Consider the following 22,947-nt stretch of genomic DNA (forward strand, 5'->3'; position numbering starts at 1 on the left):
ACCGTCCATTGTCCCGCGCCCACGCAAGTGGGCATCGGGCCCAGGTCAGAGGGACGGTCGCCGGTTTCTACCCGGTCCGCCACGCCACCCGATGCTCGGCCAGCCGTGCCAGCACCGCGTGATTGGCCTCCCAGCCATCCGGAAACTTCACCACCGTCCCCAGCTGCACCGGTTCTGTCGACGGATAGTCGTCCAGCAGTTCGCTCACCCCCGCCCGGCACACCACGATGCACGCGTGGCGGTGGCGGGAGGCCAGGACGCACAGGCGGCCCGTTTCCAGGTGGAAGGCGGTGGCGTCGGGGCGGCCGGAGAGCGGGTGGAGGACCACGGTCACGTCGTACTCACGGCCCTGGAGGCGATTCGCCGTGTCCACGGTGACGTCCGTCACCCCCAGCTCGGTCAGTGCCGCCCGGACCGCCGCCGCCTGGTCCCGGTGGGCCGTGCCGACCGCGATCCGGTCGGCGGTGAGGGGCGTGGGATCCGGCGAGCGTTCCGACGTCGCCGCGCCGCCCCGGTCGAGGAGGCGCCGTACGACCGTCGCGACCGCCCGTACCGCTTCGGGGTCCGTGCGCGGGGTGTGCCGGGCGGGCAGCTCCAGCAGGCCCCAGCCCGACTGGGCCGCCTCGTCGATCACCCGGTCCGGGCCCGACCCGTCCGACGGGACCGCGAAGCCCAGGCTGCGGGCGCCGTGGTCCGTGCCGCTGCGGAAGGGGGTGTACGGGTAGAAGGCGTCGGAGACCAGGGGGGCGGCGGAGGCCGGGAGGCGCCAGGAGACCGGCAGACGGTGCTGGGGCAGTTCCGGATTGTGGGCCAGAAGGGTCGTCACGGCGGACCCCGAGGGGTCGTACGACAGGCCCGCCCACTGCTCGCTGCCGACGATGGAGAAGGGGTCCAGCTGCCCCGGGTCGCCGACGAACAGTGCCCGTTCGAAGAGGCCGGCCACCGCGAGCAGCGAGTCCGAGCGCATCTGGTACGCCTCGTCGACGATCGCGTGCCGCCAGGGCTCGTCGACCTTGACGTGCGCCCACTTGGCCGCCGTCGAGATGACGACCGACAGGCCGCTCAGGTCGCCCGCCTTCGCCGACTTGCGTACGTTCGGCAGGTCGTCCAGCGCCTTGTCGTACGGGTCGGCGTCGCTGCTGTGCAGACGCCCCACCGGAAGCTCGGGGTTCTTCTCGGCGAGCCTGAGCACCAGGTCGTCGACCTGGGCGTTGGTCTGCGCGACGACCATCAGCGGGCGTCCGGCGTCGGCGAGTTCGAGGGCTGCGCGGACGACGAGCGTGGACTTGCCGGCGCCGGGCGGGGAGTCGACGACGACACCGCGCGCGGTGCCGTGCAGCGTGTCGTGGAGGATCGCGTCGGTGGCCTCGGTCGCCGCGGCGCCGGGGTCGAACACGGCCGTCACAGGACGTCCTCCTGGGTCAGCGGATCGGCGGCCTCGGAGACCTGCTCCCCGGGCGGCCCGCCGTGCGTCCACGGCGTCTCCTCCGGGTCGGGCAGCTTCGCGCCGCCGCGCTGTTCGTGCTCGAACAGCGTGAAGCAGACCAGGTCGCCCTTCTCCGGCACCGACCCCTCCTCCGGTTCTTTGCCGCGGCCCATCTTGTCCAGCACCCGCAGCACCATCAGCGCGCCGTCATCCCCGAAGTCCCCCTCGTAGCCGACGAACTCCGCCGACTGAGGCTTCCCACTCAGCGACCGGAACACCTTCGCGCGCTCGCCCAAATGCGGCCGGTCATCCGTGCGAACGGTGACCAGGGGGCGCGGACTCGGCCGCTTGCCCTCGCTGTACGCCATGACGACATCGGTGACCTCGCCCGCGAACGCCTCCCCGGCCAGCCGCCGCCCCGCCATCACCAGTGGGTCGTCGAGCGCCTCCTGCGCCTCCAGCCGGGCCTGTTCGCGCTCGCGCGCGGCGAGCTTGTTGGCGGCGGTGACCGCGTCGTCGCGGCGCGGCTGCGGCGGCTCGCCGGCCACGACACGGTCGCGGTGGCCGGTGAACGACCAGCGGTCCCGGGTCCACCGCTCCTCGACCCGCCCGGCCTCGGGCAGTTCGCGCATCAGGTCGATGCCCCGCCACACCGCGTCCCAGGTGGGCCGGGTCCGGCTCGCGACGAGGGCACGGATCTCCCGCTCGGCGGCGGTCAGATCCCCGAGCCGGTCGTCGGCCTCCAGTCCGTCCTCGGCGGCGGCGAGGGCGGTACGCGCGCGGTCGTAGCGCTCGATGGCGGGGGCGAGCAGTTTGTTGTCGAAGGCCGGGTCGGTGGCGGGACCGGCGGGCGGGCACAGCAGTTGGCCGTCGCGGTCCCGTGCGAGCTCCGCCCGCAGTGCCGCCTCGGCGCCCGTCTCACCCTCCGGCGGGGCGATCCACGCCAGCAGGGCGCCCAGGTGCTGGTCCTCCAGGGTGGACTGGCCGGTCGCCCAGTGCCGGGTCAGTACGTCCGTCATGGCCAGCAGCAGCGAGGAGCCGGGCACCCGGGCCCGCTCGCCGAAGTGGGTCAGCCAGCGGCCGAGCAACGGCACGCGCGGGGGCGCGGGATAGGGGGTCTCCGGGTCCTGTTCCGCCGTACGCCTGAAACGCATGGAGCGGCCGAGGAGCCGGACGAAGTCGACGCCCGCGCGGCTCGGCACGATCAACTGCGGGGCGTCCGCACACAGTTCGACCTCGACCTTGACGCGCTTGCCGGTCTCCGGATCGGTCTCGCCCCGCTCGGCGGCCTCGACGTCCGCGGCGAAGGCGTCGATGTACGGCAGGACGACGTCCGCCAGCTCGGACAGGAAGGCGAACCTGAGGTCCCGGTCGCGTGGCTGCGGTACGACCAGCAGGTGCGGGGCGTCCCGGTCCGTGCCGACGAGTGCGCCGAGCGGGGCGCCTGCCTCACCGGCGGTGGTCAGGGGCACGAAGACCAAGGGCCGCTCGGACAGGCGCCGGTGGCGGACGGTGGCGGCCGGCTGGGCGCGGCCCGTGCTGACGGCTTCGAGGCGGGCGAGGGTGGAGATCAGTGACACGCGGCCACCGCCTCCTCGCCGGCGGTGCCGGCATCCTGACCGAGGTCCCGGGCGTCGCGACCGAGGGCCTCGGCACGCAGCCGCGCGGCCCTGCGCAGGGCCGCCACCGCCGGGTCGTCCGGGTCGCCGGACTCGCCGCGGGCCGCCGACAGGACGTCGTCGACCGTCGTCAGGTCACCCAGCTCGGCACGCAGCGACCGGCCCAGCGACGTCACCGCGCCGGCCGCGCGCGAGCGGGCGCGGCAGTGGAAGGCCAGCTCGCAGGCGGACAGGCACTCGGGCGCGTAGGTCGCCGGGACCGACTCGACGGCGGTTGTCAGATCGGTCTCGGGCAGCTCGGGGGAGAAGCAGGTGCCGGCCGGGAGCATGTCGGCGATGTCCTCGATGCGGGTGAGGCGGGCCAGCTGGCGGGAGGTCACCGCGCGCTGCTTGCGGACGTCGACGGCCGAGGCGGTGGGGAGGTTGGAGAAGTCCTTCGGGCAGACGAGCAGGATCCGGTGGCGCACGCGCGGGGCGGGGGCGCTGTCCGAGGCGCTCCGCCTGTGGGGCGCGTCGGCCTCGACTTCACCCGCCGGCTCCGCGCCGAGCCGGCCGGCGATCTGCTCGAGCGCCAGTACGTACACCGCCGCCTGCCGCGCGGCCGCACCCACTTTCGCCGGGTCCGCCGAACCGTCCAGCATCGGGAACGACTTGATCTCCACGACCGTCCAGCTGCCGTCCGGGTGCACGACGACCGCGTCCGGCTCCAGGAAGGCGGGCGACCCGGCGACGTCCAGCGCGAGCATCGGGTGGTCCAGCAGGGTCCACTCGCCGCGGGCCTCGGTGGCCTCGCGCAGCGCCAGTGCCGTACGGGCCGTGCGGCCCTCGGGGCCGGACGCGACGAGCTCGGGCACGTGCGCGTGGGCGGGCGGTTCGGCAGCGCGGTCCAGCTTCTCGTGGACAAGGCGCAGCAGCTCGGCGCCGCCGTCCGCCTTGACCTTGGCCTCGAAGGCGTTGCCGCGTGTGAAGGCGAACTGTGACTGCCCGAAGACCGCCGGCGAGCCCAGTGCGCTCGCCAGCGCGGCCTTGTTCACCCCGGCGCCGTCCAGGATCGCTCTGCGCTTGCAGCCGGGGTTGGCGGCGAGGGCGGCCAGGGCGCGCGCGTCCAACGCCTTGGCCGGGACATCGGGACCGCGCAGCTCAGCGAGCCGGTGCCGGAGCGCCGTCCCCCGCGTCCTGGGGAGAGGCACTCGGCTCGGCTCCGACTCCGAACCGGGACTCGCGCTGCCGTGGAATTCGCTCACCCGCGGAAGTCTGGCATCCGCCACTGACAATTGAGGAAGAAGCGTCGGCAGAGCCGCTCGTGACCGTGGCACCGGCGCGGCTCGGGACCAGGGCGTCGGCCGCCGTCGTGACCGTGCCGACGGGGGCTGTCGCGACAGGTGCGGCCACCGCCCCGAAGCGCGCCCGGACCCGGTCCGCGGTCCGCATGACGTACGGCGTCAGCAGCAGCCCGGCGCCCATGACGGCGGCGCCCGCCACCGCGTCGAGGAAGTAGTGGTTGGCGGTGCCCATCACCACGATCGTCGTGATCAGGGGGTAGGCGACGGCCGCGACCTTCGTGAGGCGCGTCCCGCCGTACCGCCACAGCATCACCCCGCACCACAGCGCCCAGCCGACGTGCAGGCTCGGCATGGCCGCGTACTGGTTCGTCATGCCGCCGAGGCCCTTGGGCGCGCTCGCCTCGCCGCCCCACCAGCCGTACGAGCTGTACTGCGCCATGGTGTCCACGAAGCCGTAGCGCCCGTCGAGCAGCCGGGGCGGGCAGGTGGGCAGCAGCGTGAAGCCGATCAGGCCTATGAAGGTCGACGTCATCAGCCAGGTGCGGGCCGCGCGGTAGTGCACGGTGCGGGACCTGAAGATCCAGACCAGCAGCACGGGCGTGACCAGGTAGTGCAGCGACGCGTACCAGAAGTCCGCCGGGACGCCGATCCACGGCTCGCGCGTGAAGAGGCGGTTGAGCGGGTGCTCCGCGTTCAGGTACAGCGCCTTCTCGATGTCCAGGATCGCCAGGCCGTGGTCGACGGCGTGCGAGACGTCGCCCCGGGCGAGCAGCCGGCCCGCCGAGTAGCAGGCGTAGACCAGCAATATCAGCGGCAGCTCGGTCCACCAGCGCAGGCGGGTCCGCGGCGTCGCCTCCACGCCAGCTATTTCGGCGTGTGGCATCCGATCGCCTCCCCCTTCTTGTCAGCGCCCGGTTGACCGGTCGTACCACTTTACGGTGTATGCGCGAGCCCCCTTCGGGCGCCCCGGCCCTCAAGACGCAGAGATCGCCCACCGGGTTGCCCCGGCACAGCGTGCGCGATGATGGAGGGGTTCCGCCTCTCGTTCCTCCCGGGAAAGGCCCCGTTCATGGCACCGCGCATCCTGCTCGCCCGGCACGGACAGACGGCGTGGTCGCTGTCCGGCAAGCACACGGGCAGGACCGACGTGCCGCTCCTGGAGGAGGGCCGCCAGGGCGCGAAGCTGCTCGGCGAACGCCTGCACGGGTCGCCGTACGACGGGCTGGCGGGTGTCGAGATCCGCACCAGCCCGCTGTCACGCGCGCGTGAGACGTGCGAACTCGCCGGCTTCGGGGAACGCGCGCGTACCTGGGACACGCTCCTGGAATGGGACTACGGCGCCTACGAGGGCATGACGCCGGCGGACATCCAGGCCGTCCGCCCCGGCTGGCTCATCTGGCGCGACGGCGTGCCCGAGGGCGAGACCCTGGCCGAGGTGACGGCCCGGGCCGACGAGGTGGTGGCATGGGCGCGCGAGGAGGACCGTGACGTGCTGGTCTTCGCGCACGGGCACATCCTGCGTTCCATAGGCGCGCGCTGGCTGGGGCTGCCGCTGGACTTCGCGGCACGGATACGGCTGAACCCGACGTCGCTGTCGGTGCTCGGGTGGGCTTACGGGGAGCCGGCGATCGAGAGCTGGAACGACTCGGGGCATCTGGCCGGATAGGGCGCTCCCGGCGGCCCGGATAGGGCGCTACCCGGCGGCGTACCCCGCGGGCCGTCACGCCGTGCGCGGCACGCTCGCGTGGCGTTCCAGGAACGCCGACACCCCACGCGCCCGGCGGTGCGGCAGCAGCACCCGCGCCGTCCCCGCCAGCATCGTCTGCACCCGCGACGACTGCACCTGGTCCAAGAGGTCCAGCACGCGCATCCCGGCTGTCGCGGCCTCATCGGGGCGGCCCCCACGGGCCAGATCGTCCGCCAGTTCCGCCGTGTAGAGGGCGATGTTGCGCGTGAAGTGCGGGTCCTGGAGCTGGGCCGCCCGCCCCGCGTGCCGTGCCGCCCGCTGCCAGTTGCCCAGCATCGACCAGCACTGCGCCTCCAGGATCTCCAGCTCGGCCTCTCCGTAGAAGCTCATCCACTCGGGGTCGGCGTCCGAGCGGCCCCGGTCGTAGAGGGCCTGCGCACGGGCGAGGGCCTGTTCGCAGCCGGTGCGGTCGGCGAGTCCCGCCCAGCCGCCGGCCTCGCGCAGCGCCAGCAGGGACATCAGGCGCGAGGATCCCAGGGGCCGCGCGACGCGTTGCGCGGCCTGCGCCGCCCGCACGGCCTCCCGCGGCCGGCCCGCGTCGCGCGCGAGGAACGAGGTGTTGCAGAAGGCGTGCGCCTCCAGCGCCGGGTCGCCCGCCATCCGGGCCGTGGCCAACGCCTCCGCGTAGTGCGAGCGCGCGTCGTCGAACCGCCCCGAGTCGTGCGCCAGCCACCCCACCGAGATGGCCAGTTCACCGGCGCCCGAATGGAGCCGTTCGCCGGTTGCCTGCCGGGTCGTACCGGCATCGAGCAGTTCGTACGCGGCACGCAGCGGAGCGGCCGCGCGCCGGTAGAGGCCGTCGGCCCCGTGCCGGTCGTCGAGCAGCCGGATGCGGCGTACGGCCTCCTCCAGCGCGTCCGCCTCGCGGCCCCCGACACGTCTGAGGGGACGCTGCGCGGCCGCGGCGTCGAAGGTGAGCCCCAGGGGGCCCAGCGAGGCGGCGGCCATCGTGGCGCCCCCGCCGGTCATGAATGCGCGACGCAGCACGTCGCTCTCCTCGTGGATCTCGTCGTTCTCGTGGTTCTGCTGTGCTCCGCATGCGGCGTAGGCGGCATACGGGTCGTGCGGGTCCTGCGGGTTCAGCGAGTCCTTCTGGTCATACGGCTCGTCGGCCCCCCACGTCTCACGGGTGGCGCACACCGGGCTCGTGATGTGCACGAGGGGCGCGTCCTCGTCCACGTGCGCCCGGCGTCCGCGTACGGACGAGCGGGGCGCGAAGCCGAGGTCGGTGAGCGTGCGGCCGGGGAACATGTGCAGGAACACCCGTTCGTACGCGTAGTTGGGGCAGCGGATCTCGCCTGCCTCGACCCGCCCGACGTAACGCGCGTCACAGCTGACCCGCTCGCCGATCTCGCGCGCGGCCCGTCGTACCGCCGCGGCGAACTCGGCCGGCGAGCGCTGTCCGCGCAACTGCCGGAACGCGAGATTCGGCCGTGGCGGCCTGGGGGACTGGGACGAGGTCAGCTCTGACGACGCCATGGCCGGGTCCTCTCGTGCGAACCGTCGAACCATGCCGGAATCGAGGCGAGTTGAACGGAATGTCCGTACCGGGTATCTGTGCCGAATATCCGTGTGGTGCCCTTGCTTCCAGCGGGCATGAACGTACCTGCTGTAGCGGAGTCGCCACGCAGTGTTTGGCTACAAAACGGATATCTCATGCAGGATCCGCCATGAACTGCCATCCTTTGCGGCGGACTTCCGCCGTAGCCGTTGACGTCGTGCCGCGTTGAACTCTTCGGACTGCAAAAGGGGTTCCGTGGTGGAGGTCGGGATGGAGACCAGCCAGAGCATCGCTCCGCATACGCCGTCGACGACGGTGGGGCACGCGCCGACCGCACAGTGCAGCGAGCCGCCGGAGGCGGGCTGCGACGTGGTCACGGTTCCGGCGCGACAGGGCCTGGAGGCGGTCGACATCCTGCGGCGGGGCGCGACCGGGGAGGCGGTGGGTCCCGTCCTGCACGACGACGACTGCGACACGCTGGGCTTCGTGGTCCCGCCGGGCACGGCGGCCGCCTGGGACGTGCCCGGGAGCACCTGTACGGAGACCGACGGCCGCGGGATGAGCCTGAACCTGAACCCCGAGCCGCCCGTCGAGGGCTCGGACTGGCTCCTGCCGCCCGGGGACGCCGACCTGGCGACGGATCCCGCGGTGCTGCGCAAGGCACTGGGGGAGGCCGCGCGGTTGATCGAGGCGGCGGACAACTGCAGCTGACGCGGCTGCCCGGGCGGCACCGCCGCCCACTTGCGACAATGGCCCAATGAGGAAGCCCAGGAAAGCCCGGCGCCGGTCGGCCGCAGCCGATGCCGTCGTCGAACAGGTCGACGGCGGGCTCGCCGAGCTGATCCCCGACCCGGACCGTGCCCGGGCCTGGACGCTCCTCATCGACGGCGCTCCGCAGTCGCACGTCGATCTCGACGACCCCGCCTACCTCTCCTTCGAATACCAGCGCCGCTTCGGGCACGTCATCGACCTCGTGGCCCCACCCGGCAAACCCGTGCAGGCCGTGCACCTCGGTGGCGGCGCCCTCACGCTCGCCCGCTACGTCGCCGCCACCCGCCCCCGCTCCACCCAGCAGGTCGTCGAGCGGGACGGTGCCCTCGTCCAACTGGTCAGGCGGGAGCTGCCGTTGGATCCGAACGCCAGGATCCGGGTGCGGTCGGTGGACGCCCGGGACGGGCTCGCCAAGGTGCCCGACGGGTGGGCCGACCTCGTCATCGCCGACGTGTTCAGCGGGGCCCGCACCCCAGCCCACCTGACCTCGACGGAGTTCCTCGACGAGGTACGCAGGGTCCTCGGACCCGGCGGCGTCTACACCGCCAACCTCGCCGACGGGCCGCCGCTCGCGCATCTGCGCGGCCAGATCGCCACCGCCGCCGCCCGGTTCGCCGAGTGCGCGCTGGTCGCCGACCCGGCGGTGCTGCGCGGCAAACGTTTCGGCAACGCGGTTCTCGTCGCCGCCGACCGGCCCCTCCCGATCGCCGAGCTGACCCGCCTCGCCGCTTCCGACCCGCATCCGGCCCGGGTCGAACACGGCGGGTCCCTCACCGATTTCACCGGCGGCGCCGCAGCCGTCACCGACGCGGCGGCGGTCGCCTCACCGGCGCCGCCGGCCTCCGTCTTCAGGTGAGCCGGCGGCAGCGCAGGGGCAGTCAGTAGGTTCCGATCTCCACCCGCGGTGGCCCGTCGTGCCAGGTGCAGAACACCGACACCCGGTCCGCGCCGGAGCCGAACTCCACCCGGATCCACGTCTCCGTCTTCCACACCTGCATCGACCAGCCCGCACCCGGGGTGGCCGAGACGAGGGTCGCGGAGGTCTCGCCGATGTCGAAGACCGCGCGGCCGCCGTCCGTGTCATAGCTCTTGACCTGGCCGGACGTGGTGGGGGAGGGGCTGGTGCTCTTCGGCGGTGTCTTCGACGGGTCCGGCGTGCGGGGCGTCCCGGTCGGCTTCGGCGAAGCACTGGAGGGACCCTCCGAGGGGGTCGGCCGGTTCGTGGACGACGCCAGCGGCTTCGACTCCTGGGTCGTCCCCTCGGCCGCCGTGATGGGCAGGGCGCGCGGCCGGTCGTACACCGTGCCGGCCATCACCGTGTGGACACCCCACCACGACAGCGTGACCGCCGCGCCCGTGGCGAGCGACCAAGCCAGTACGTGTACGAGTCCTCTGCGCATCGCGGGCCATACTGCCTCACGCGTCCCGGACGTGTCGCGCGGTTGCTGCACGGGCGCCCCTGGATGCCGAGTTGTCCACAGGGGGCGAGTTGTCCACAGGCCCGGACCGGGCTCGGGCGCATGGCGTACGGTGCGGCGCATGGCAAGTGTGCTCGTGGTCGAGGACGACCAGTTCGTACGCTCGGCGCTGATCCGGCACCTGACCGACGCGACCCACACGGTGCGCAGCGTCGGTACGGCACTGGAGGCGCTGCGCGAGGTCGCCCATTTCCGTTTCGACGTGGTCATCCTGGACCTCGGTCTGCCCGATCTGGACGGCTCCGAGGCGCTGAAGATGCTGCGCGGCATCACGGACGTACCTGTGATCATCGCCACCGCACGGGACGACGAGGCGGAGATCGTCCGGCTGCTGAACGCGGGGGCGGACGACTATCTGACCAAGCCGTTCTCGGTGGAGCACCTGTCGGCCCGGATGTCCGCGGTCCTGCGCCGGGCCCGGTCGAGCGGCGGCGAGGCGGCCCCCTCGAGCGTGCTGCGCGTAGGCGGCCTGACCGTCGACCCGCTGCGCCGCCAGGCTGAGTTGGACGGCGCGAGCCTCGACCTCACCCGCCGCGAGTTCGACCTGCTCGCCTTCCTGGCCGGACGGCCCGGGGTCGTCGTCCCGCGCAAGGAACTGCTCGCCGAGGTGTGGCAGCAGTCGTACGGCGACGACCAGACCATCGACGTCCATCTGTCCTGGCTGCGCCGCAAACTGGGCGAAACGGCCGCCAGCCCCCGCTATCTGCACACCCTGCGGGGCGTCGGCGTGAAGCTGGAGCCGCCGCGATGAGATGGGCACTGGTCAAGGTCTGTCTGGCGGTCACCGTCATGGTCGTGGTCGCGTTCGCCGTCCCGCTGGGTCTGGTCATCAGGGAGATGGCCCGCGACCGCGCCTTCTCCAACGCAGAGCGCGAGGCCGCCGCCGTCGCCCCGGCGCTGTCCATCACCACCGACCGGGACCAGCTGGAGCGCGTCGTCGCATCGGCCGGTTCGGACGCGGGCATGGCCGTGCACATACCGGCCTCCGGTGACGCGGCCGCCGTCGACCTCGGCCGGCAGCGCGCCGCCGCCGAGGACATCGCGACCGTACGACGGCTGGGCCGCGCCTCGACCACCGAGGTCGCGGGCGGGTCCACGCTGCTCCAGCCCGTCGCGCTGAGCTCCGGTGAGATCGCCGTCGTCGAGGTGTACGTCCCCGAGGCGGAGGTCACCAACGGCCTCACCACGGCCTGGGCCGTACTCGCCGGGGTCGGCCTCGCCCTGATCGTCGGGTCGGTCGCGGTCGCCGACCGGCTCGGCGTACGGATGGTGCGGCCCGCGCAGCGCCTGGTCGAGGGCGCGCACGAGCTGGGGGAGGGGAAACTGGGCGCCCGGGTGCCCGAGGAAGGGCCGAACGAACTGCGGCTGGCGGCCGTCGCGTTCAACTCGATGGCCGACCAGGTCGTACAACTCCTCGCGAACGAGCGTGAGCTGGCGGCCGACCTGTCCCATCGCCTGCGGACACCGCTGACGGTGCTGCGGCTGAACGCGGCCTCGCTCGGGGACGGCCCGGCCGCCGAGCAGACCCGGGCCGCCGTCGCCCAGCTGGAGCGCGAGGTCGACACGATCATCCGTACGGCCCGGGAGGCCAAGCCGCAGACGGTGGCGGCGGGTCCGGGCGCCGGGTGCGACGCGGCCGAGGTGGTGCGCGAGCGTATGGCGTTCTGGTCGGCGCTGGCGGAGGACGAGGGCCGCAAGGTGCGGGTGGCCGGCGTGGACCGGCCGGTGCGGATACCCGTGGCCCGGGCGGATCTGGCGGCCGCGCTGGACGCCCTGCTCGGCAACGTCTTCCGGCACACCGCCGAGGGCACGGCGTTCGCGGTCGACGTGCACAACGGCGAGGACGCGGTGATCGTGCTCGTCTCGGACGCCGGGCCCGGCATATCCGACCCCGAAGCGGCGATGGCGCGCGGGCGCGGCTCGGGCAGCGCCGGGTCGACCGGGCTCGGGCTGGACATCGTGCGGCAGCTCGCGGAGTCGACGGGCGGGGACGTACGGATCGGCTCTTCGGTGCTCGGCGGGACCGAGGTGCGGATCTGGATCCAGCTGGACGCGCGGGCGCCGGTGCGCAGGGGTCACCGCGGTTCGGTTCGCCGTCGCCGGCCGGGCAGATTGGTCTCGACCTTTAACCGTCCCCGATCCCTTCCTTAAGCGCACCCTAAGGTCCCCAACCTCCGCCCGGATCAGGCGCTTTGCCCGATTCGAGATCGCTAGCGTGCTGCCGCACCCCCACCCCGAACAGCAAAGGCAGACACGCGATGAGTACGCACCGGCGCAAGGTCAGCGGCAGGAACAAGGCGATCGGCGGTCTCGTCGCCGCGGCTGTGGTCGGCGGCGCCGCGTTCGTGTTCACCGGCACCGCGCAGGCCGCCGGGATCGGGGCGGCGTACACGAAGACCAGTGACTGGTCGACGGGTTACACCGCGCAGTACGTCGTCACGAACAACAGCGGGCAGGCGCAGCAGGACTGGAAGCTGGAGTTCGACCTGCCGTCGGGCTCGAAGCTGAGCTCGCTGTGGAACGCCGAGTCGAGCGTGAGCGGGCAGCACGTCACCGCGACGCCGCCGAAGTGGGACAAGGACGGCCTGGCCGCCGGCGAGTCGGTGACGGTCGGCTTCGTCGTCAACGGCACGGGCGCCCCGGCGGGCTGTCTGATCGACGACGCGAAGTGCTCCGCGGACGACAGCGCCACACCCGAGCCGAGCGGCCGCCCGACGGCGACCGAATCCGCCCCGCCGAAGCCGACGGCCACTCCTACCCAGAGCGCGCCGCCCACCCAGTCCGCGACGCCCACCGCCAAGCCCTCGCAGACCCCCGGCTCCGGAAATGCCGCCACGGCCGGCTTCGCCCCGTACATCGACACCTCGCTCTACCCGGCCTTCGACATGGCCGCGAGCGCCGAGGCGACCGGCGTGAGGAACTACAACCTCGCCTTCGTCACCGACGGCGGCGGCTGCACCCCGAAGTGGGGCGGCGTCACCGACCTCGGCACCGACGCGGTGGCCGCGCAGATCGGTGACCTGCGTGCCAAGGGCGGCGACGTCCGCGTGTCCTTCGGCGGCGCGGCCGGCAGCGAGCTGGCGACGACCTGCTCCTCGGCGGACGCGCTGGCGGCGGCGTACGAGAAGGTCGTGAGCGCGTACAAGCTGACCAAGGTCGACTTCGACGTCGAGGGCGGCGCCCTGCCGGACAAGGCGGCCAACACCCGCCGCGCCCAGGCGATAGCCAAGCTCCAGGCGGACCACCCCGACCTGGACGTCTCCTTCACCCTCCCCGTCATGCCCGAGGGCCTGACCCAGCCCGGCGTCGACCTCCTCGCCGACGCCAAGAAGAACGGCGTGCAGATCGACACCGTCAACATCATGGCGATGGACTACGGCCCCGCGTACAGCGACGACATGGGCACCTACGCCGAGCAGGCGGCCACCGCCACCCAGGCCCAGGTCAAGAGCGTGCTCGGGCTCTCCGACAGCGCCGCCTGGAAGACGGTCGCCGTCACCCCGATGATCGGCGTCAACGACGTCGTCACCGAGATCTTCAAGGTCGACGACGCCACCCAGCTGGTGAACTTCGCCAAGTCCAAGGGCCTCGGCTGGCTGTCGATGTGGTCGGCGACCCGGGACAAGCAGTGCGCGGGCGGCGAGAAGCCGGCGGCGGACGCGACGTGCAGCTCGATCCTCCAGGAGAAGTTCGCGTTCTCGAAGGCGTTCGCGGCCTACAACTGACGCCCACGACTGACCCACCACGCAGCTCCATCGAGCCCACGGGGGCGCGCCCCGGCCGGTCTTCCCCCCCACCCGGCCGGGGCTCATCCGTCTAGATCTCCGGTTCCACCGCCGGCAACGTCCCCGTCCGAGCAGCCTCCCCGTACCAGTACGCACTGGACTTCGGCGTCCGGGCGAGCGTCGAATAGTCGACGTACACCGCCCCGAACCGCTTGCTGTACCCGTACGCCCACTCGAAGTTGTCCATCAGGGACCACAGGTAGTAGCCGCGGACATCGGCGCCGTCGGCGATCGCGCGGCGGACCGCGGAGAGGTGGCCGTGGAGGTAGGCGATGCGCTCGGGGTCGTGCACGCGGCCGTCGGGGTCGGGCTTGTCGTCGTAGGCGGCGCCGTTCTCGGTGATGTAGAGGGGAAGGCCCGGGGCCTCCCGGGAGTAGCGCATGATCAGCTCGTGCAGGCCGGTCGGGTCGATGGTCCAGCCCATCTCCGTGCGGTCACCGGGAGTCTGGTGGAACAGCACGTCGTCGGCGCCCGGCCACGGCGAGTGCTCGCTCGCCCCGTGGCCGTCCGCCCGCGGGCCGCTGACGTCGGTCTCGGCCGCCGACACCAGCGCCGGGGTGTAGTAGTTCAGGCCCAGGGCGTCGAGCGGCTGGTTGATCGCCGCGAGGTCACCGTCGAGGACGTACGACCAGTCCGTCACCAGCTCCGTCGCAGCGTAGAGCGTCTCGGGGTAGACACCGTGCAGGATCGGGCCGTGGAAGATCCCGTTGGCCAGGTCCTCGATCTTCCGGGCCGCCACCAGATCCGCCGGATCCTGTGAAAGCGGCCGGACCACGGAGGAGTTGAGGCTGAGCGCCACCGAGTTGCGGGCCGGCATCACCGAACGCAGGGCCGAGGTTCCCAGGCCGTGCGCGAGGTTGAGGTGGTGGGCCGCCCGCAGCGAGGCCGCAGGTTCCGTACGGCCCGGCGCGTGCACGCCCGACCCGTAGCCCAGGAACGCGCTGCACCACGGCTCGTTCAGCGTGATCCACTGCTCCACGCGGTCACCGAGCGCCTCGCCGACGATCTGCGCGTACTCGGCGAACCGGTACGCCGTGTCGCGCTCCGGCCAGCCGCCCGCGTCCTCCAGCTCCTGCGGCAGATCCCAGTGGTAAAGGGTGAGGGCCGGCTTGATGCCGTGCGCGAGCAGCTCGTCCACAAGTCGGCGGTAGAAGTCCAGACCCCGCTGGACCGCCGGGCCCCGGCCCGTGGGCTGCACGCGCGACCATGAGATCGAGAAGCGGTACGCGGTGAGGCCGAGCTCGGCCATCAGCGCCACGTCGTCGCGGTAGCGGTGGTAGTGGTCGACAGCGATGTCACCGTGCTCGCCGCCGGCGGTGCGCCCCGGCGTATGGCTGAAGGTGTCCCAGATCGACGGGGTACGGCCGTCCTCCCGCACCGCCCCCTCGATCTGGTACGCGGACGTCGCGGCGCCCCAGAGGAAGGCGGGCGGAAACGACACGGAGGTCATGGGTTCAGGCATGGAAGCGCTCCCATAGGGGGTCGTGGAGACCGACGGGTAGGAGGGGAGGGGGATGAGGAGGGGGGAGATGTGGAGAGGGGAGGTGACAAGGAGAAGGGGAGAGGGGCCGAGGCGGCGATGACCCGGCCCCAGGAGACGTACGTCGCAGGCGATCTGACCGGACGTCAGCCCTTGATCGCGCCCTGCATGATGCCGCCCACGATCTGCTTCCCGAACAGCAGGAAGGCGATCAGCAGTGGCAGCGTGCCGAGCAGGGCGCCCGCCATGATCACCGCCTGGTCGGGGACGTAGCCGGTGCCGAGGGAGTTGAGGGCGACCTGGACGGTCGGGTTCTCCTGGTTCAGGGCGATGATCGGCCACAGGAAGTCGTTCCAGGCGAACACGAAGGTCAGCAGGCCGAGGACGGCCATCGCGGGCCGGGCGGCCGGGAACACCACGTGCCAGACGACCCGCAGACTGCTCGCGCCGTCCACTCGCGCGGCCTCGATCAGCTCGCTCGGCAGCGCCTGCACCAGGTACTGCCGCATGAAGAACGTACCGAAGGCCGTGCACAGCGTCGGCAGGATGACCGTCTGGAGCTGGTTGGACCAGCCGAGGTCCGCCATCCACAGATACAGCGGTACGACCGCCAGCTGCGGCGGGATCATCATCGTGCCGATCGTCAGCAGCAGCAGGACGCCGGAGAACCGGAAGCGGAGCTTGGCGAAGGCGAAACCGGCCAGCGTGGCGAACAGCACCGTGCTGATGGTGATGGTGCCCGCGACGAACATGGTGTTGAACATCGCCTTGCCGAGCCCGGCCTCCTCCCACGCCCGGTCCATGTTCTTGAACAGGTTCCCGCCGAACCACAGCGGCGGCGGCGTCTCCGCGAGCCGTCGGTCCGTGCGCGAGGCCGCGATCGCCGTCCACACCAGCGGGGCCAGCGAGACGAGTGCGAAGACGGCCAGGACGACGTAGGTGAGCGGGCCGGCGTGCAGCTGCTTGCCCGCGCCCATCACTCGGGGGCTCCGGGGCTGTCGTACCTTTCGCGTCGCTGCCTGAGGAGTCGTCAGTTCACTTGTTGTCATTGGGACTTCCTCAGCCGTCGGGACACCAGCAGTTGGATCACGGCGACGATCAGCAGGATCAGGAACATCGACCAGGCGATCGCGGACGCCTTGCCGAGGTTGCCGATGATCCAGCCCTGGTCGTACATGTACAGACCGAGCGTCTGGTACTGGTGCTCGGAGCCGCCCTTCGAGCCGCTCACCCCGCCGAACAGCAGGGGCTCACCGAAGAGCTGGGTCGCGCCGATCGTCGAGACGACGACCGTGAACAGGATCGTCGGCCGCAGCTGCGGGATCGTCACATGGATGAACTGCTGCCAGCGGTTGGCGCCGTCGATGGCCGCCGACTCGTACAGGTCGGCCGGGATCGCCTGCATGGCGGCGAGGTAGATCAGCGCGTTGTAGCCGGTCCAGCGCCAGATCACGATCGACGACACCGCGAACTGTGAACCCCAGTCGGACTCACGCCAGTTCACCGGGTCGATACCGACGAACTCCAGCAGCCAGTTGATCATGCCGCCGTCCCACGAGTACAGCAGCACGAACACCAGCGTCGCCGCTGCCACCGACGTGGCGTACGGGGTGAGCATCACGACCCGCCACACGGTCGAGCCGCGCAGCTTGTAGTTGAGCATGTGCGCCAGGCCGATCGCCATCAGCAGCTGGGGCACCGTGGAGATCACACCGATGGTGAAGGTGTTCCACAGGGCGTTCCAGAAGAAGTCCGAGGACAGCAGGTTCTGGTAGTTGTCCAGGCCCGCCCAGGACTGGCCGTCCAGGTTCGCCAGCTGCACGTTGTGCAGCGAGTACCAGGCCGTATACAGGAGCGGGATCAGCGAGAACGCCCCGAAGACGATGAAGAAGGGGGCGATGAACGCGTACGGCGACGCCTTCATGTCCCAGCGGTACAGCCTGCTCCGCCAGGAACTGCTCCCCGGCGGCGGCGTACCGCGACCGTGCGCGCGGCCGGCCGCGCCCGGCTGGTCACCGGGCGCGGCGTCGGCGCTCGACGCGGGATGCGCGAGGGCCTCTTTGGAGCTGGTCACTGGCCGAGCACGTCCTTGATCTCCGCGGTGGCCGCGTCCCAGCCCTCGTCGGCGGACTTGCCCTTCTGCTCGACCTGAAGGATGCCGATGTCGGTGATCGCGGTGCCGATCGGCTGGTCCTTGGCGCCCAGGTACTGGGTCGGGATGGTCTCGGCGGAGGCGGAGAAGATGTCGGTGATCGGGGCGTTGGAGAAGTACGCCTGCGTCGCGGTCGCCGGCTTCAGACCGGAGTACGCCGACGGGGTCGACGGGAAGCTGGCCTGCTTGGCGAAGACCTTCGCCTGCTGCTCGGGCGCGGTCAGCCACTTCGCCAGCTTGATGGCTTCCTTCTGGTTCTTGCTCGCCGTCGGCACGCCGACGAACGAACCGCCCCAGTTGGCCGCGGTCGGCGCCGCCGCCACATCCCACTTGCCCTTGCCCGAATCACCGGACTTCTCCTGGATATAACCGATCATCCAGGCCGGGCAGGCCACCGTCGCGAAGGTGCCGTTGGCGTAGCCCTGGTCCCACGGCTTGTCGAACTGCTTCAGCTTCGCCGACATGTCGCTGGTCGCCACCTCCATGGCGACGTTCCAGGCCTTCTTCACACCCGCGGACTTGTCCCAGACGACGTTGCCGTCCTTGTCGTAGTACCGCTCGACCTCGCCGCCGAGGGCCGCGTTGTAGACGGAGGAGGCGGAGTCCACGAACTTGGTGCCGCTGGGCGCCTTCTTCATGTACTCCTTGCCGAGGTCGACGTACTTGCCCCAGTCGCCCTTCCACTGCTCGGCGAGCTTGGTGCGGTCGGTCTCCAGACCGGCCTTCTCGAAGAGGTCCTTGCGGTAGCAGATCGCCATGGGGCCGATGTCCGTCCCGAGCCCGATCAGCTTGCCGTCCTTGGTGGTGGCCTGGGCGTTCTTCCAGTCCAGCCACTGCGACTTGTCGACCTCCTTGCCGAGGTCCACGAACTTGCCGGCCTGCGTCTGCACGGCCTCGGTGATGTTGCCGACCTCGATCGCCTGGATGTCGTCGGTGCCGGAACCGGCCTGGAGGCGCGTCAGGGTCTTGGGCCAGTAGACGTCGGTACGGGTGGTGACGTTCTCCTTGATGGTGATGTCGGGGTTGAGCTTCATGTACTCGTCGTAGAGGCCGGCCTGCTTGTAGCCGAAGACACCGAAGGTGCCGATGGTGAGCGTGGTCTTGCCGCCGCCGCCGTTGCCTCCCCCTTCGCCCGAAGAGCCGTCGTCCGAGTCCTCGGCGCAGCCGGCGAGCAGCCCTGTCGTCAGCGCGGCTGCGACCGCGAGGGCCATCACCCGGCGGGACCCGCGGGTACTCGTGCGCATTGCGTCCTCCTGTTGCCTGACGTGCCGACCCCCCGGCCAACTGCACTGTTGGGCCCGTTCATTGTTCTCGCTGCGGCTCGGGCGGGGAACGTGCGGGATGTGTATGTGTCAGGTACTGTGGGAGCGCTCCCACAGGTGATGTGTTGAAGGGTCGTCGGTCCGGGCGGGGGTGTCAAGGGAGCGGACGCGGAGTTCTGCGTTCAGTTATCGGGCCGTTAACTGGACCAAGTTGAGCCCGTCCGGAGTCTGTGGGCGCCGACCCGCAGCAACGGTCACTCTCCCTGGCAGGACTGTTAAATTCCAGGCCGGCGCAAAGACAACGGCGGGAAGGCGGAGCCCATGGCAACCCACGGAGCGCGGGGCCGGAGCGGCGGGCGGCCCACCCTCGAAGAGGTGGCGGCCCGCGCAGGGGTGGGCCGCGGCACCGTCTCCCGGGTGATCAACGGCTCGCCCCGGGTCAGCGACGCGACCCGCGCGGCGGTGGAAGCGGCGGTGGCGGAACTCGGCTACGTCCCCAACACGGCGGCCCGCGCCCTGGCCGCGAACCGCACGGACGCGATCGCCCTGGTCGTGCCCGAGCCGGAGACTCGCTTCTTCGCGGAACCGTACTTCTCGGACATGCTGAAGGGCGTCGGCGCCGAACTCGCCGACACCGAGATGCAGTTGCTGCTGATCTTCGCGGGCAGCGACAAGGAGCGCCGCCGCCTGGCCCAGTACCTGGCGGCGCACCGCGTCGACGGCGTCCTGCTGGTCTCGGTCCACGCGAACGACCCCCTGCCGGACCTGCTGTCCCAGCTGGAGATCCCGGCCGTGATCAGCGGCCCGCGCTCGGCCGCCGAGACCCTGACCTCGGTGGACTCGGACAACTACGGCGGTGCCCGCTCGGCCGTGGAGCACCTGGTGGCCCACGGCCGCACCCGGATCGCCCACATCACCGGCCGCCTCGACGTCTACGGCGCCCAGCGCCGCGTCGACGGCTACCGCGACGCCCTGCGTGACGCGGGGGCCGGCGTGGACGAGCAGCTGATCGAGCCCGGGGACTTCACGGAGGAGGGCGGCCGGCGCGCGATGGAGGCCCTTCTCGCGCGCTGCCCCGACCTGGACGCGGTCTTCGCGGGGTCGGACGTGACGGCGGCGGGCGCCCGTCATGCCCTGCGTGAGATGGGCCGCCGCATCCCCGACGACGTCGCCCTCGTCGGCTACGACGACTCCGCCATCGCCCGCCACATGGACCCGCCCCTCACCAGCGTCCGCCAGCCCATCGAGGAGATGGGCCGCCGCATGATCGACCTCCTCCTCGCCGAGATCGCGGACCGCCGTCCGGCGGTGTCACGGGGGTTGGAGAGGAGACAGGTGGTGCTGGCCACGGAACTGGTGGCGCGGGCCTCGTCGTAGCGGGCGGTCCGGTGGTGCGCCGATGTCGGGGGCGTGGTGACATCAGGGGCCCGGTGACGGCACGCGCATGGTGACGTCAGGGGCCGGTGACGGCACGCGCATGGCGACGTCAGAGGCGGGTGACGGCACGCGCTGGTGACCTCAGGGGCGTAGCACCCGTCGCCATCTGGTCTCGCCGTCCTGCTCCTCGTCCGTCGGGATCAGCCCCGCGGCCCTGGCCACGGCGGCGGAGGCGAGGTGGTCGGGGTGGATGTGGGCCACGACCGTGCGGATCCGAGGTGCGGCGGTATGTGCGCAGGGCATGGCGGCCCGCTGCCGCAGCCACGCCACCAGCCCTTGCGCCGCCTCGCGGGCGTAACCGCGACCCTGCCACCGGGTGCCCACCACCCAGGCGATCTCCGCGGTCGAATCGCTGATCGTGGCCTGGACCGTGCCGATGAGGCGGGAGTCCGTGCGCAGGCGCAGGACCCAGTTGCACCAGGAGATGGAGGGGTCCGGGGAGCCGGCGACCAGGCGTTCGTAGCGGGCTCGCAGGGCCTCGGGTGAGAGCGGCGAGCCGCCGATGAAGGTGTGCAGGGCCGGGTCGGACAGGGCCGGGGCCAATTCCGCCGCGTGGTCGGCCCGGAGGGGGAGGAGATCCATGCGGGGCGTGCGGATCGGTTCGGTCAGCACGGGGGTCCTCTCAACTCGCCTCAGCGTGCCGGGTCCTGTCGGTGCCGCAGAACGCGATCAGCCGGTGACCTCTGTGTCGAGGTCACCGGCTGACTGCTCAGGGTGAGTGACGGGACTCGAACCCGCGGCATCCTGGACCACAACCAGGTGCTCTACCAGCTGAGCTACACCCACCATGACCGGCGATGTCTTCCGTGGAATCCCCGACCGGCCGAGAAAAAGTGTACAGGGTCCGAAGGGGTGCTCGCGCACAGCTTTTCGTGGCGTCCCCGAGCCGCCCCCTCGCACCCCTCCTGGACTCCTACTGAGCAGGCAGAACGTGCTTCGCGGCGATCGACTTCGCGGTGTCCGAGTCCGGGCCGGGCTGCGGTACGAAGACGGCCTCGCGGTAGTAGCGGAGTTCGGCGATCGACTCGCGGATGTCGGCGAGGGCGCGGTGGTTGCCGTTCTTCTCGGGACTGTTGAAGTAGGCGCGCGGGTACCAGCGCCGGGCCAGCTCCTTGACCGACGAGACGTCGACGATCCGGTAGTGGAGGTAGTCCTCCAGCGTCGGCATGTCGCGCAGCAGGAAGCCGCGGTCAGTGCCGACGGAGTTGCCGCACAGAGGCGCCTTGCCGGGCTCCTTCACATGCTCGCGGACATACGTCAGGACCTGCTCCTCGGCCTCCGCCAGCGTCGTGCCGCCGGCGAGTTCGTCGAGCAGTCCGGACGCGGTGTGCATCTGACGCACCACCTCCGGCATCGTCTCCAGCGCCGCGTCCGGCGGGCGGATGACGATGTCCACTCCCTCGCCGAGGACGTTCAGCTCGGAGTCGGTGACGAGGGCGGCAACCTCGATGAGCGCGTCGTCGGACAGCGAGAGGCCGGTCATCTCGCAGTCGATCCACACCATGCGATCGTTCATGCGACCACCCTAAGGCTGACGTCCGCCTTTGGGTGCCCCGCGTCGCAGTGGGCGTGCGCGAACGCCGGACGGGCTGAGATGCCCGTCCGGCGTCGTGAGGTCACGCTCCGCTGCGCTGGCCCGGCAGGGTCGCCCGGCCTCCGATGTACAGCTCGCGCCCGTTCTCCGAAGGAGCGGGCGGGCCTACGGGCGCCGGGGTGCGGCGGGTCTGGGGCGGAACCGGGCCGCCCTCCGCGTACGGGCCGGGCGGCGGGCCCGAGGACGCCGCGCCCGGGCCGACCGTGTGCTCCGTGTCCGTCGGCCGGTCACTCTGCGGACGGCGCGCACGGTACGCCGCCCGGTACGCGGCCGGCGACGAACCGAGCTGGCGGCGGAAGTGGCCGCGCAGTGCCACCGGGGAGCGGAAGCCGCAGCGGCCCGCCACCTCGTCCACCGAGTAGTCCGACGTCTCCAGCAGCCGCTGTGCCTGCAGCACCCGTTGGGTGATCAGCCACTGCAGTGGTGCGCTCCCGGTCAGCGAGCGGAAGCGGCGGTCGAAGGTGCGGCGGCTCATGTACGCGCGGGCCGCCAGCGTCTCGACGTCGAACTGCTCGTGCAGGTGCTCCAGCGCCCAGGCGACCACCTCGGCCAGCGGGTCGGCGCCGATCTCCTCTGGTAAAGATCGATCGAGGTAGCGCTCCTGACCGCCGGTCCGGCGCGGCGGGACCACCAGGCGGCGGGCCAGGGCCCCGGCCGCCTCGTTGCCGTGGTCCGTCCGCACGATGTGGAGACAGAGGTCGATGCCGGCCGCCGTGCCCGCCGACGTCAGTACGTCGCCGTCGTCCACGAAGAGTTCTCGCGGATCCACGTGCACCGACGGATAGCGCTTGGCCAGCGTCGGTGCGTACATCCAGTGTGTCGTCGCGGGGCGGCCGTCCAGCAGGCCCGCCGCGGCGAGGACGAAGGCGCCGGTGCACAGCCCGACTATGCGGGCGCCTTCCTCATGTGCCCGGCGCAGTGCGTCGAGCGCGTCCTCGGGCGGTGGCGAAGTGATCGAGCGCCAGGCCGGTACTACGACCGTGCCCGCCCTCGAGATCGCCTCCAGGCCATGTGGTGCGGTGAGTTCCAGGCCCCCTGTGGTCCGCAGTGGGCCTTCCTCGCCGCCGCACACCAGCAAGCGGTAGCGCGGCACGCCGGCGTCCTGGCGGTCTATACCGAACACCGACAGTGGTATGGAACTCTCGAAGATGGGGCCGCCGCTGAACAGCAGCACCGCGACGATCTCCTTGCGGCGTCGCCCGGAAAGTTTCCGGGCCGCGGCTTCCGGCGCGGCAGTGGAGTCGTGGCTCATACTGCTAAGCCCCCCTCGGTGGTCGCGGCTCCTCGGTTGTGTCGCTCCTGCACGTTTCCCCTCGGTCCTGCACGAGTCCCCCGCCGTAGACAGTCAAGATCGAATCTACTGTGTCGCGTCACGCCTGAGTGGCCGGTTCGGCACTCGGTAGATTGTCGAC

General features: G+C 71.6%; 20 protein-coding genes and 1 tRNA gene. 7 read left to right on the top strand and 14 right to left on the bottom strand.

Annotation, left to right across the window (positions count from 1 at the left end; genetic code table 11):
* Positions 1 to 67: 67 nt before the first annotated feature.
* Genes ACFY5C_RS21590 through ACFY5C_RS21605 form a run of 4 tightly spaced genes read right to left on the bottom strand, consistent with a single transcriptional unit; the run spans position 68 to position 5,211 of the window.
* Positions 68 to 1,405, bottom strand: a complete 1,338-nt coding sequence (locus ACFY5C_RS21590) for an AAA domain-containing protein (RefSeq protein WP_389446490.1) — start codon at positions 1,403 to 1,405, stop codon at positions 68 to 70.
* Positions 1,402 to 3,006, bottom strand: coding sequence for a hypothetical protein (locus ACFY5C_RS21595; protein WP_389446492.1), 1,605 nt, complete (start codon positions 3,004 to 3,006; stop codon positions 1,402 to 1,404). Before ACFY5C_RS21595 ends, ACFY5C_RS21590 begins: the two co-directional genes overlap by 4 nt.
* Positions 2,997 to 4,235 carry a hypothetical protein gene (locus ACFY5C_RS21600; RefSeq protein WP_389446494.1) on the bottom strand — a complete coding sequence of 413 codons (1,239 nt, stop codon included), beginning with the start codon at positions 4,233 to 4,235 and terminating at the stop codon, positions 2,997 to 2,999. The genes ACFY5C_RS21595 and ACFY5C_RS21600 overlap by 10 nt, the downstream gene beginning before the upstream one ends.
* Complete coding sequence (locus ACFY5C_RS21605) at positions 4,186 to 5,211, bottom strand: phosphatase PAP2 family protein (protein ID WP_389446496.1); 1,026 nt, start codon at positions 5,209 to 5,211, stop codon at positions 4,186 to 4,188. Before ACFY5C_RS21605 ends, ACFY5C_RS21600 begins: the two co-directional genes overlap by 50 nt.
* Before the next feature lie 186 nt (positions 5,212 to 5,397).
* Here ACFY5C_RS21605 and ACFY5C_RS21610 point away from each other — a divergent pair, with 186 nt between their 5' ends.
* Positions 5,398 to 5,994, top strand: a complete 597-nt coding sequence (locus ACFY5C_RS21610; RefSeq protein WP_389446497.1) for a histidine phosphatase family protein — start codon at positions 5,398 to 5,400, stop codon at positions 5,992 to 5,994.
* Positions 5,995 to 6,048: 54 nt separating this feature from the next.
* Here ACFY5C_RS21610 and ACFY5C_RS21615 read toward each other — a convergent pair whose 3' ends face one another.
* Positions 6,049 to 7,554 (bottom strand): hypothetical protein, encoded by a 1,506-nt coding sequence (locus ACFY5C_RS21615; protein ID WP_389446499.1) that lies wholly within the window; start codon positions 7,552 to 7,554, stop codon positions 6,049 to 6,051.
* Between the two features lie 292 nt (positions 7,555 to 7,846).
* Between ACFY5C_RS21615 and ACFY5C_RS21620 the strand changes: the two genes are divergently transcribed.
* Together ACFY5C_RS21620 and ACFY5C_RS21625 are read left to right on the top strand one after the other, a co-directional pair.
* Positions 7,847 to 8,287 (top strand): hypothetical protein, encoded by a 441-nt coding sequence (locus ACFY5C_RS21620; protein ID WP_328427460.1) that lies wholly within the window; start codon positions 7,847 to 7,849, stop codon positions 8,285 to 8,287.
* Between the two features lie 46 nt (positions 8,288 to 8,333).
* Positions 8,334 to 9,203: a spermidine synthase gene (locus ACFY5C_RS21625; protein WP_389446501.1), complete on the top strand. Its 870-nt coding sequence runs from the start codon at positions 8,334 to 8,336 to the stop codon at positions 9,201 to 9,203.
* A 22-nt stretch (positions 9,204 to 9,225) separates the two neighbouring features.
* Here the strand turns inward: ACFY5C_RS21625 and ACFY5C_RS21630 are convergent, their stop codons facing one another.
* Positions 9,226 to 9,747: a hypothetical protein gene (locus ACFY5C_RS21630; RefSeq protein ID WP_389446503.1), complete on the bottom strand. Its 522-nt coding sequence runs from the start codon at positions 9,745 to 9,747 to the stop codon at positions 9,226 to 9,228.
* A 139-nt stretch (positions 9,748 to 9,886) separates the two neighbouring features.
* Between ACFY5C_RS21630 and ACFY5C_RS21635 the strand changes: the two genes are divergently transcribed.
* The 3 genes from ACFY5C_RS21635 (at position 9,887) to ACFY5C_RS21645 (ending at position 13,550) form a co-directional block, all read left to right on the top strand.
* Positions 9,887 to 10,576: a response regulator transcription factor gene (locus ACFY5C_RS21635; protein ID WP_362382853.1), complete on the top strand. Its 690-nt coding sequence runs from the start codon at positions 9,887 to 9,889 to the stop codon at positions 10,574 to 10,576.
* A complete protein-coding gene (locus ACFY5C_RS21640) occupies positions 10,573 to 11,976 on the top strand; it encodes a sensor histidine kinase (RefSeq protein ID WP_389446505.1) in 1,404 nt (467 codons plus the stop codon). Before ACFY5C_RS21635 ends, ACFY5C_RS21640 begins: the two co-directional genes overlap by 4 nt.
* A gap of 107 nt (positions 11,977 to 12,083) precedes the next feature.
* Complete coding sequence (locus tag ACFY5C_RS21645; protein WP_389446507.1) at positions 12,084 to 13,550, top strand: cellulose binding domain-containing protein; 1,467 nt, start codon at positions 12,084 to 12,086, stop codon at positions 13,548 to 13,550.
* 91 nt (positions 13,551 to 13,641) lie between these two features.
* Here ACFY5C_RS21645 and ACFY5C_RS21650 read toward each other — a convergent pair whose 3' ends face one another.
* The 4 genes from ACFY5C_RS21650 to ACFY5C_RS21665 all read right to left on the bottom strand — a co-directional run bounded on the left by ACFY5C_RS21650 (position 13,642) and on the right by ACFY5C_RS21665 (position 18,486).
* Entirely contained in the window at positions 13,642 to 15,072 is a 1,431-nt protein-coding gene (locus tag ACFY5C_RS21650) for a GH1 family beta-glucosidase (RefSeq protein WP_389446509.1), read from the bottom strand.
* A 164-nt stretch (positions 15,073 to 15,236) separates the two neighbouring features.
* The gene (locus ACFY5C_RS21655) at positions 15,237 to 16,139 is read right to left on the bottom strand and encodes a carbohydrate ABC transporter permease (RefSeq protein ID WP_389446511.1); all 903 of its coding nucleotides are present in this window, start codon (positions 16,137 to 16,139) and stop codon (positions 15,237 to 15,239) included.
* Positions 16,136 to 17,164, bottom strand: coding sequence for a carbohydrate ABC transporter permease (locus ACFY5C_RS21660; RefSeq protein ID WP_389446513.1), 1,029 nt, complete (start codon positions 17,162 to 17,164; stop codon positions 16,136 to 16,138). The genes ACFY5C_RS21655 and ACFY5C_RS21660 overlap by 4 nt, the downstream gene beginning before the upstream one ends.
* A complete protein-coding gene (locus tag ACFY5C_RS21665; protein WP_389446515.1) occupies positions 17,161 to 18,486 on the bottom strand; it encodes an ABC transporter substrate-binding protein in 1,326 nt (441 codons plus the stop codon). The genes ACFY5C_RS21660 and ACFY5C_RS21665 overlap by 4 nt, the downstream gene beginning before the upstream one ends.
* Positions 18,487 to 18,825: 339 nt before the next feature.
* Between ACFY5C_RS21665 and ACFY5C_RS21670 the strand changes: the two genes are divergently transcribed.
* Complete coding sequence (locus tag ACFY5C_RS21670; protein ID WP_389446517.1) at positions 18,826 to 19,881, top strand: LacI family DNA-binding transcriptional regulator; 1,056 nt, start codon at positions 18,826 to 18,828, stop codon at positions 19,879 to 19,881.
* 141 nt (positions 19,882 to 20,022) lie between these two features.
* Here the strand turns inward: ACFY5C_RS21670 and ACFY5C_RS21675 are convergent, their stop codons facing one another.
* From ACFY5C_RS21675 to ACFY5C_RS21690, 4 genes are all read right to left on the bottom strand, one after another.
* Positions 20,023 to 20,523, bottom strand: a complete 501-nt coding sequence (locus tag ACFY5C_RS21675; RefSeq protein ID WP_389446695.1) for a GNAT family N-acetyltransferase — start codon at positions 20,521 to 20,523, stop codon at positions 20,023 to 20,025.
* Between the two features lie 131 nt (positions 20,524 to 20,654).
* A tRNA-His gene (locus ACFY5C_RS21680) sits at positions 20,655 to 20,727 on the bottom strand.
* A gap of 127 nt (positions 20,728 to 20,854) precedes the next feature.
* A complete protein-coding gene (gene orn, locus ACFY5C_RS21685; RefSeq protein ID WP_328881461.1) occupies positions 20,855 to 21,457 on the bottom strand; it encodes an oligoribonuclease in 603 nt (200 codons plus the stop codon).
* Positions 21,458 to 21,557: 100 nt separating this feature from the next.
* The gene (locus ACFY5C_RS21690; RefSeq protein WP_389446519.1) at positions 21,558 to 22,787 is read right to left on the bottom strand and encodes a GlxA family transcriptional regulator; all 1,230 of its coding nucleotides are present in this window, start codon (positions 22,785 to 22,787) and stop codon (positions 21,558 to 21,560) included.
* Positions 22,788 to 22,947 lie beyond the last annotated feature (160 nt).

Origin of the sequence: Streptomyces sp. NPDC012935 (assembly GCF_042900345.1) — a bacterium.
GTDB lineage: Bacteria > Actinomycetota > Actinomycetes > Streptomycetales > Streptomycetaceae > Streptomyces.

Coding starts and splice junctions, on each gene's coding strand:
- ACFY5C_RS21605 (WP_389446496.1), bottom strand. CDS start 5,211: ATGCCACACGCCGAAATAGCTGGCGTGGAGGCGACGCCGCGGACCCGC.
- ACFY5C_RS21610 (WP_389446497.1), top strand. CDS start 5,398: ATGGCACCGCGCATCCTGCTCGCCCGGCACGGACAGACGGCGTGGTCG.
- ACFY5C_RS21615 (WP_389446499.1), bottom strand. CDS start 7,554: ATGGCGTCGTCAGAGCTGACCTCGTCCCAGTCCCCCAGGCCGCCACGG.
- ACFY5C_RS21620 (WP_328427460.1), top strand. CDS start 7,847: ATGGAGACCAGCCAGAGCATCGCTCCGCATACGCCGTCGACGACGGTG.
- ACFY5C_RS21625 (WP_389446501.1), top strand. CDS start 8,334: ATGAGGAAGCCCAGGAAAGCCCGGCGCCGGTCGGCCGCAGCCGATGCC.
- ACFY5C_RS21630 (WP_389446503.1), bottom strand. CDS start 9,747: ATGCGCAGAGGACTCGTACACGTACTGGCTTGGTCGCTCGCCACGGGC.
- ACFY5C_RS21635 (WP_362382853.1), top strand. CDS start 9,887: ATGGCAAGTGTGCTCGTGGTCGAGGACGACCAGTTCGTACGCTCGGCG.
- ACFY5C_RS21640 (WP_389446505.1), top strand. CDS start 10,573: ATGAGATGGGCACTGGTCAAGGTCTGTCTGGCGGTCACCGTCATGGTC.
- ACFY5C_RS21645 (WP_389446507.1), top strand. CDS start 12,084: ATGAGTACGCACCGGCGCAAGGTCAGCGGCAGGAACAAGGCGATCGGC.
- ACFY5C_RS21650 (WP_389446509.1), bottom strand. CDS start 15,072: ATGCCTGAACCCATGACCTCCGTGTCGTTTCCGCCCGCCTTCCTCTGG.
- ACFY5C_RS21655 (WP_389446511.1), bottom strand. CDS start 16,139: ATGACAACAAGTGAACTGACGACTCCTCAGGCAGCGACGCGAAAGGTA.
- ACFY5C_RS21665 (WP_389446515.1), bottom strand. CDS start 18,486: ATGCGCACGAGTACCCGCGGGTCCCGCCGGGTGATGGCCCTCGCGGTC.
- ACFY5C_RS21670 (WP_389446517.1), top strand. CDS start 18,826: ATGGCAACCCACGGAGCGCGGGGCCGGAGCGGCGGGCGGCCCACCCTC.
- ACFY5C_RS21675 (WP_389446695.1), bottom strand. CDS start 20,523: ATGGATCTCCTCCCCCTCCGGGCCGACCACGCGGCGGAATTGGCCCCG.
- orn (WP_328881461.1), bottom strand. CDS start 21,457: ATGAACGATCGCATGGTGTGGATCGACTGCGAGATGACCGGCCTCTCG.
- ACFY5C_RS21690 (WP_389446519.1), bottom strand. CDS start 22,787: ATGAGCCACGACTCCACTGCCGCGCCGGAAGCCGCGGCCCGGAAACTT.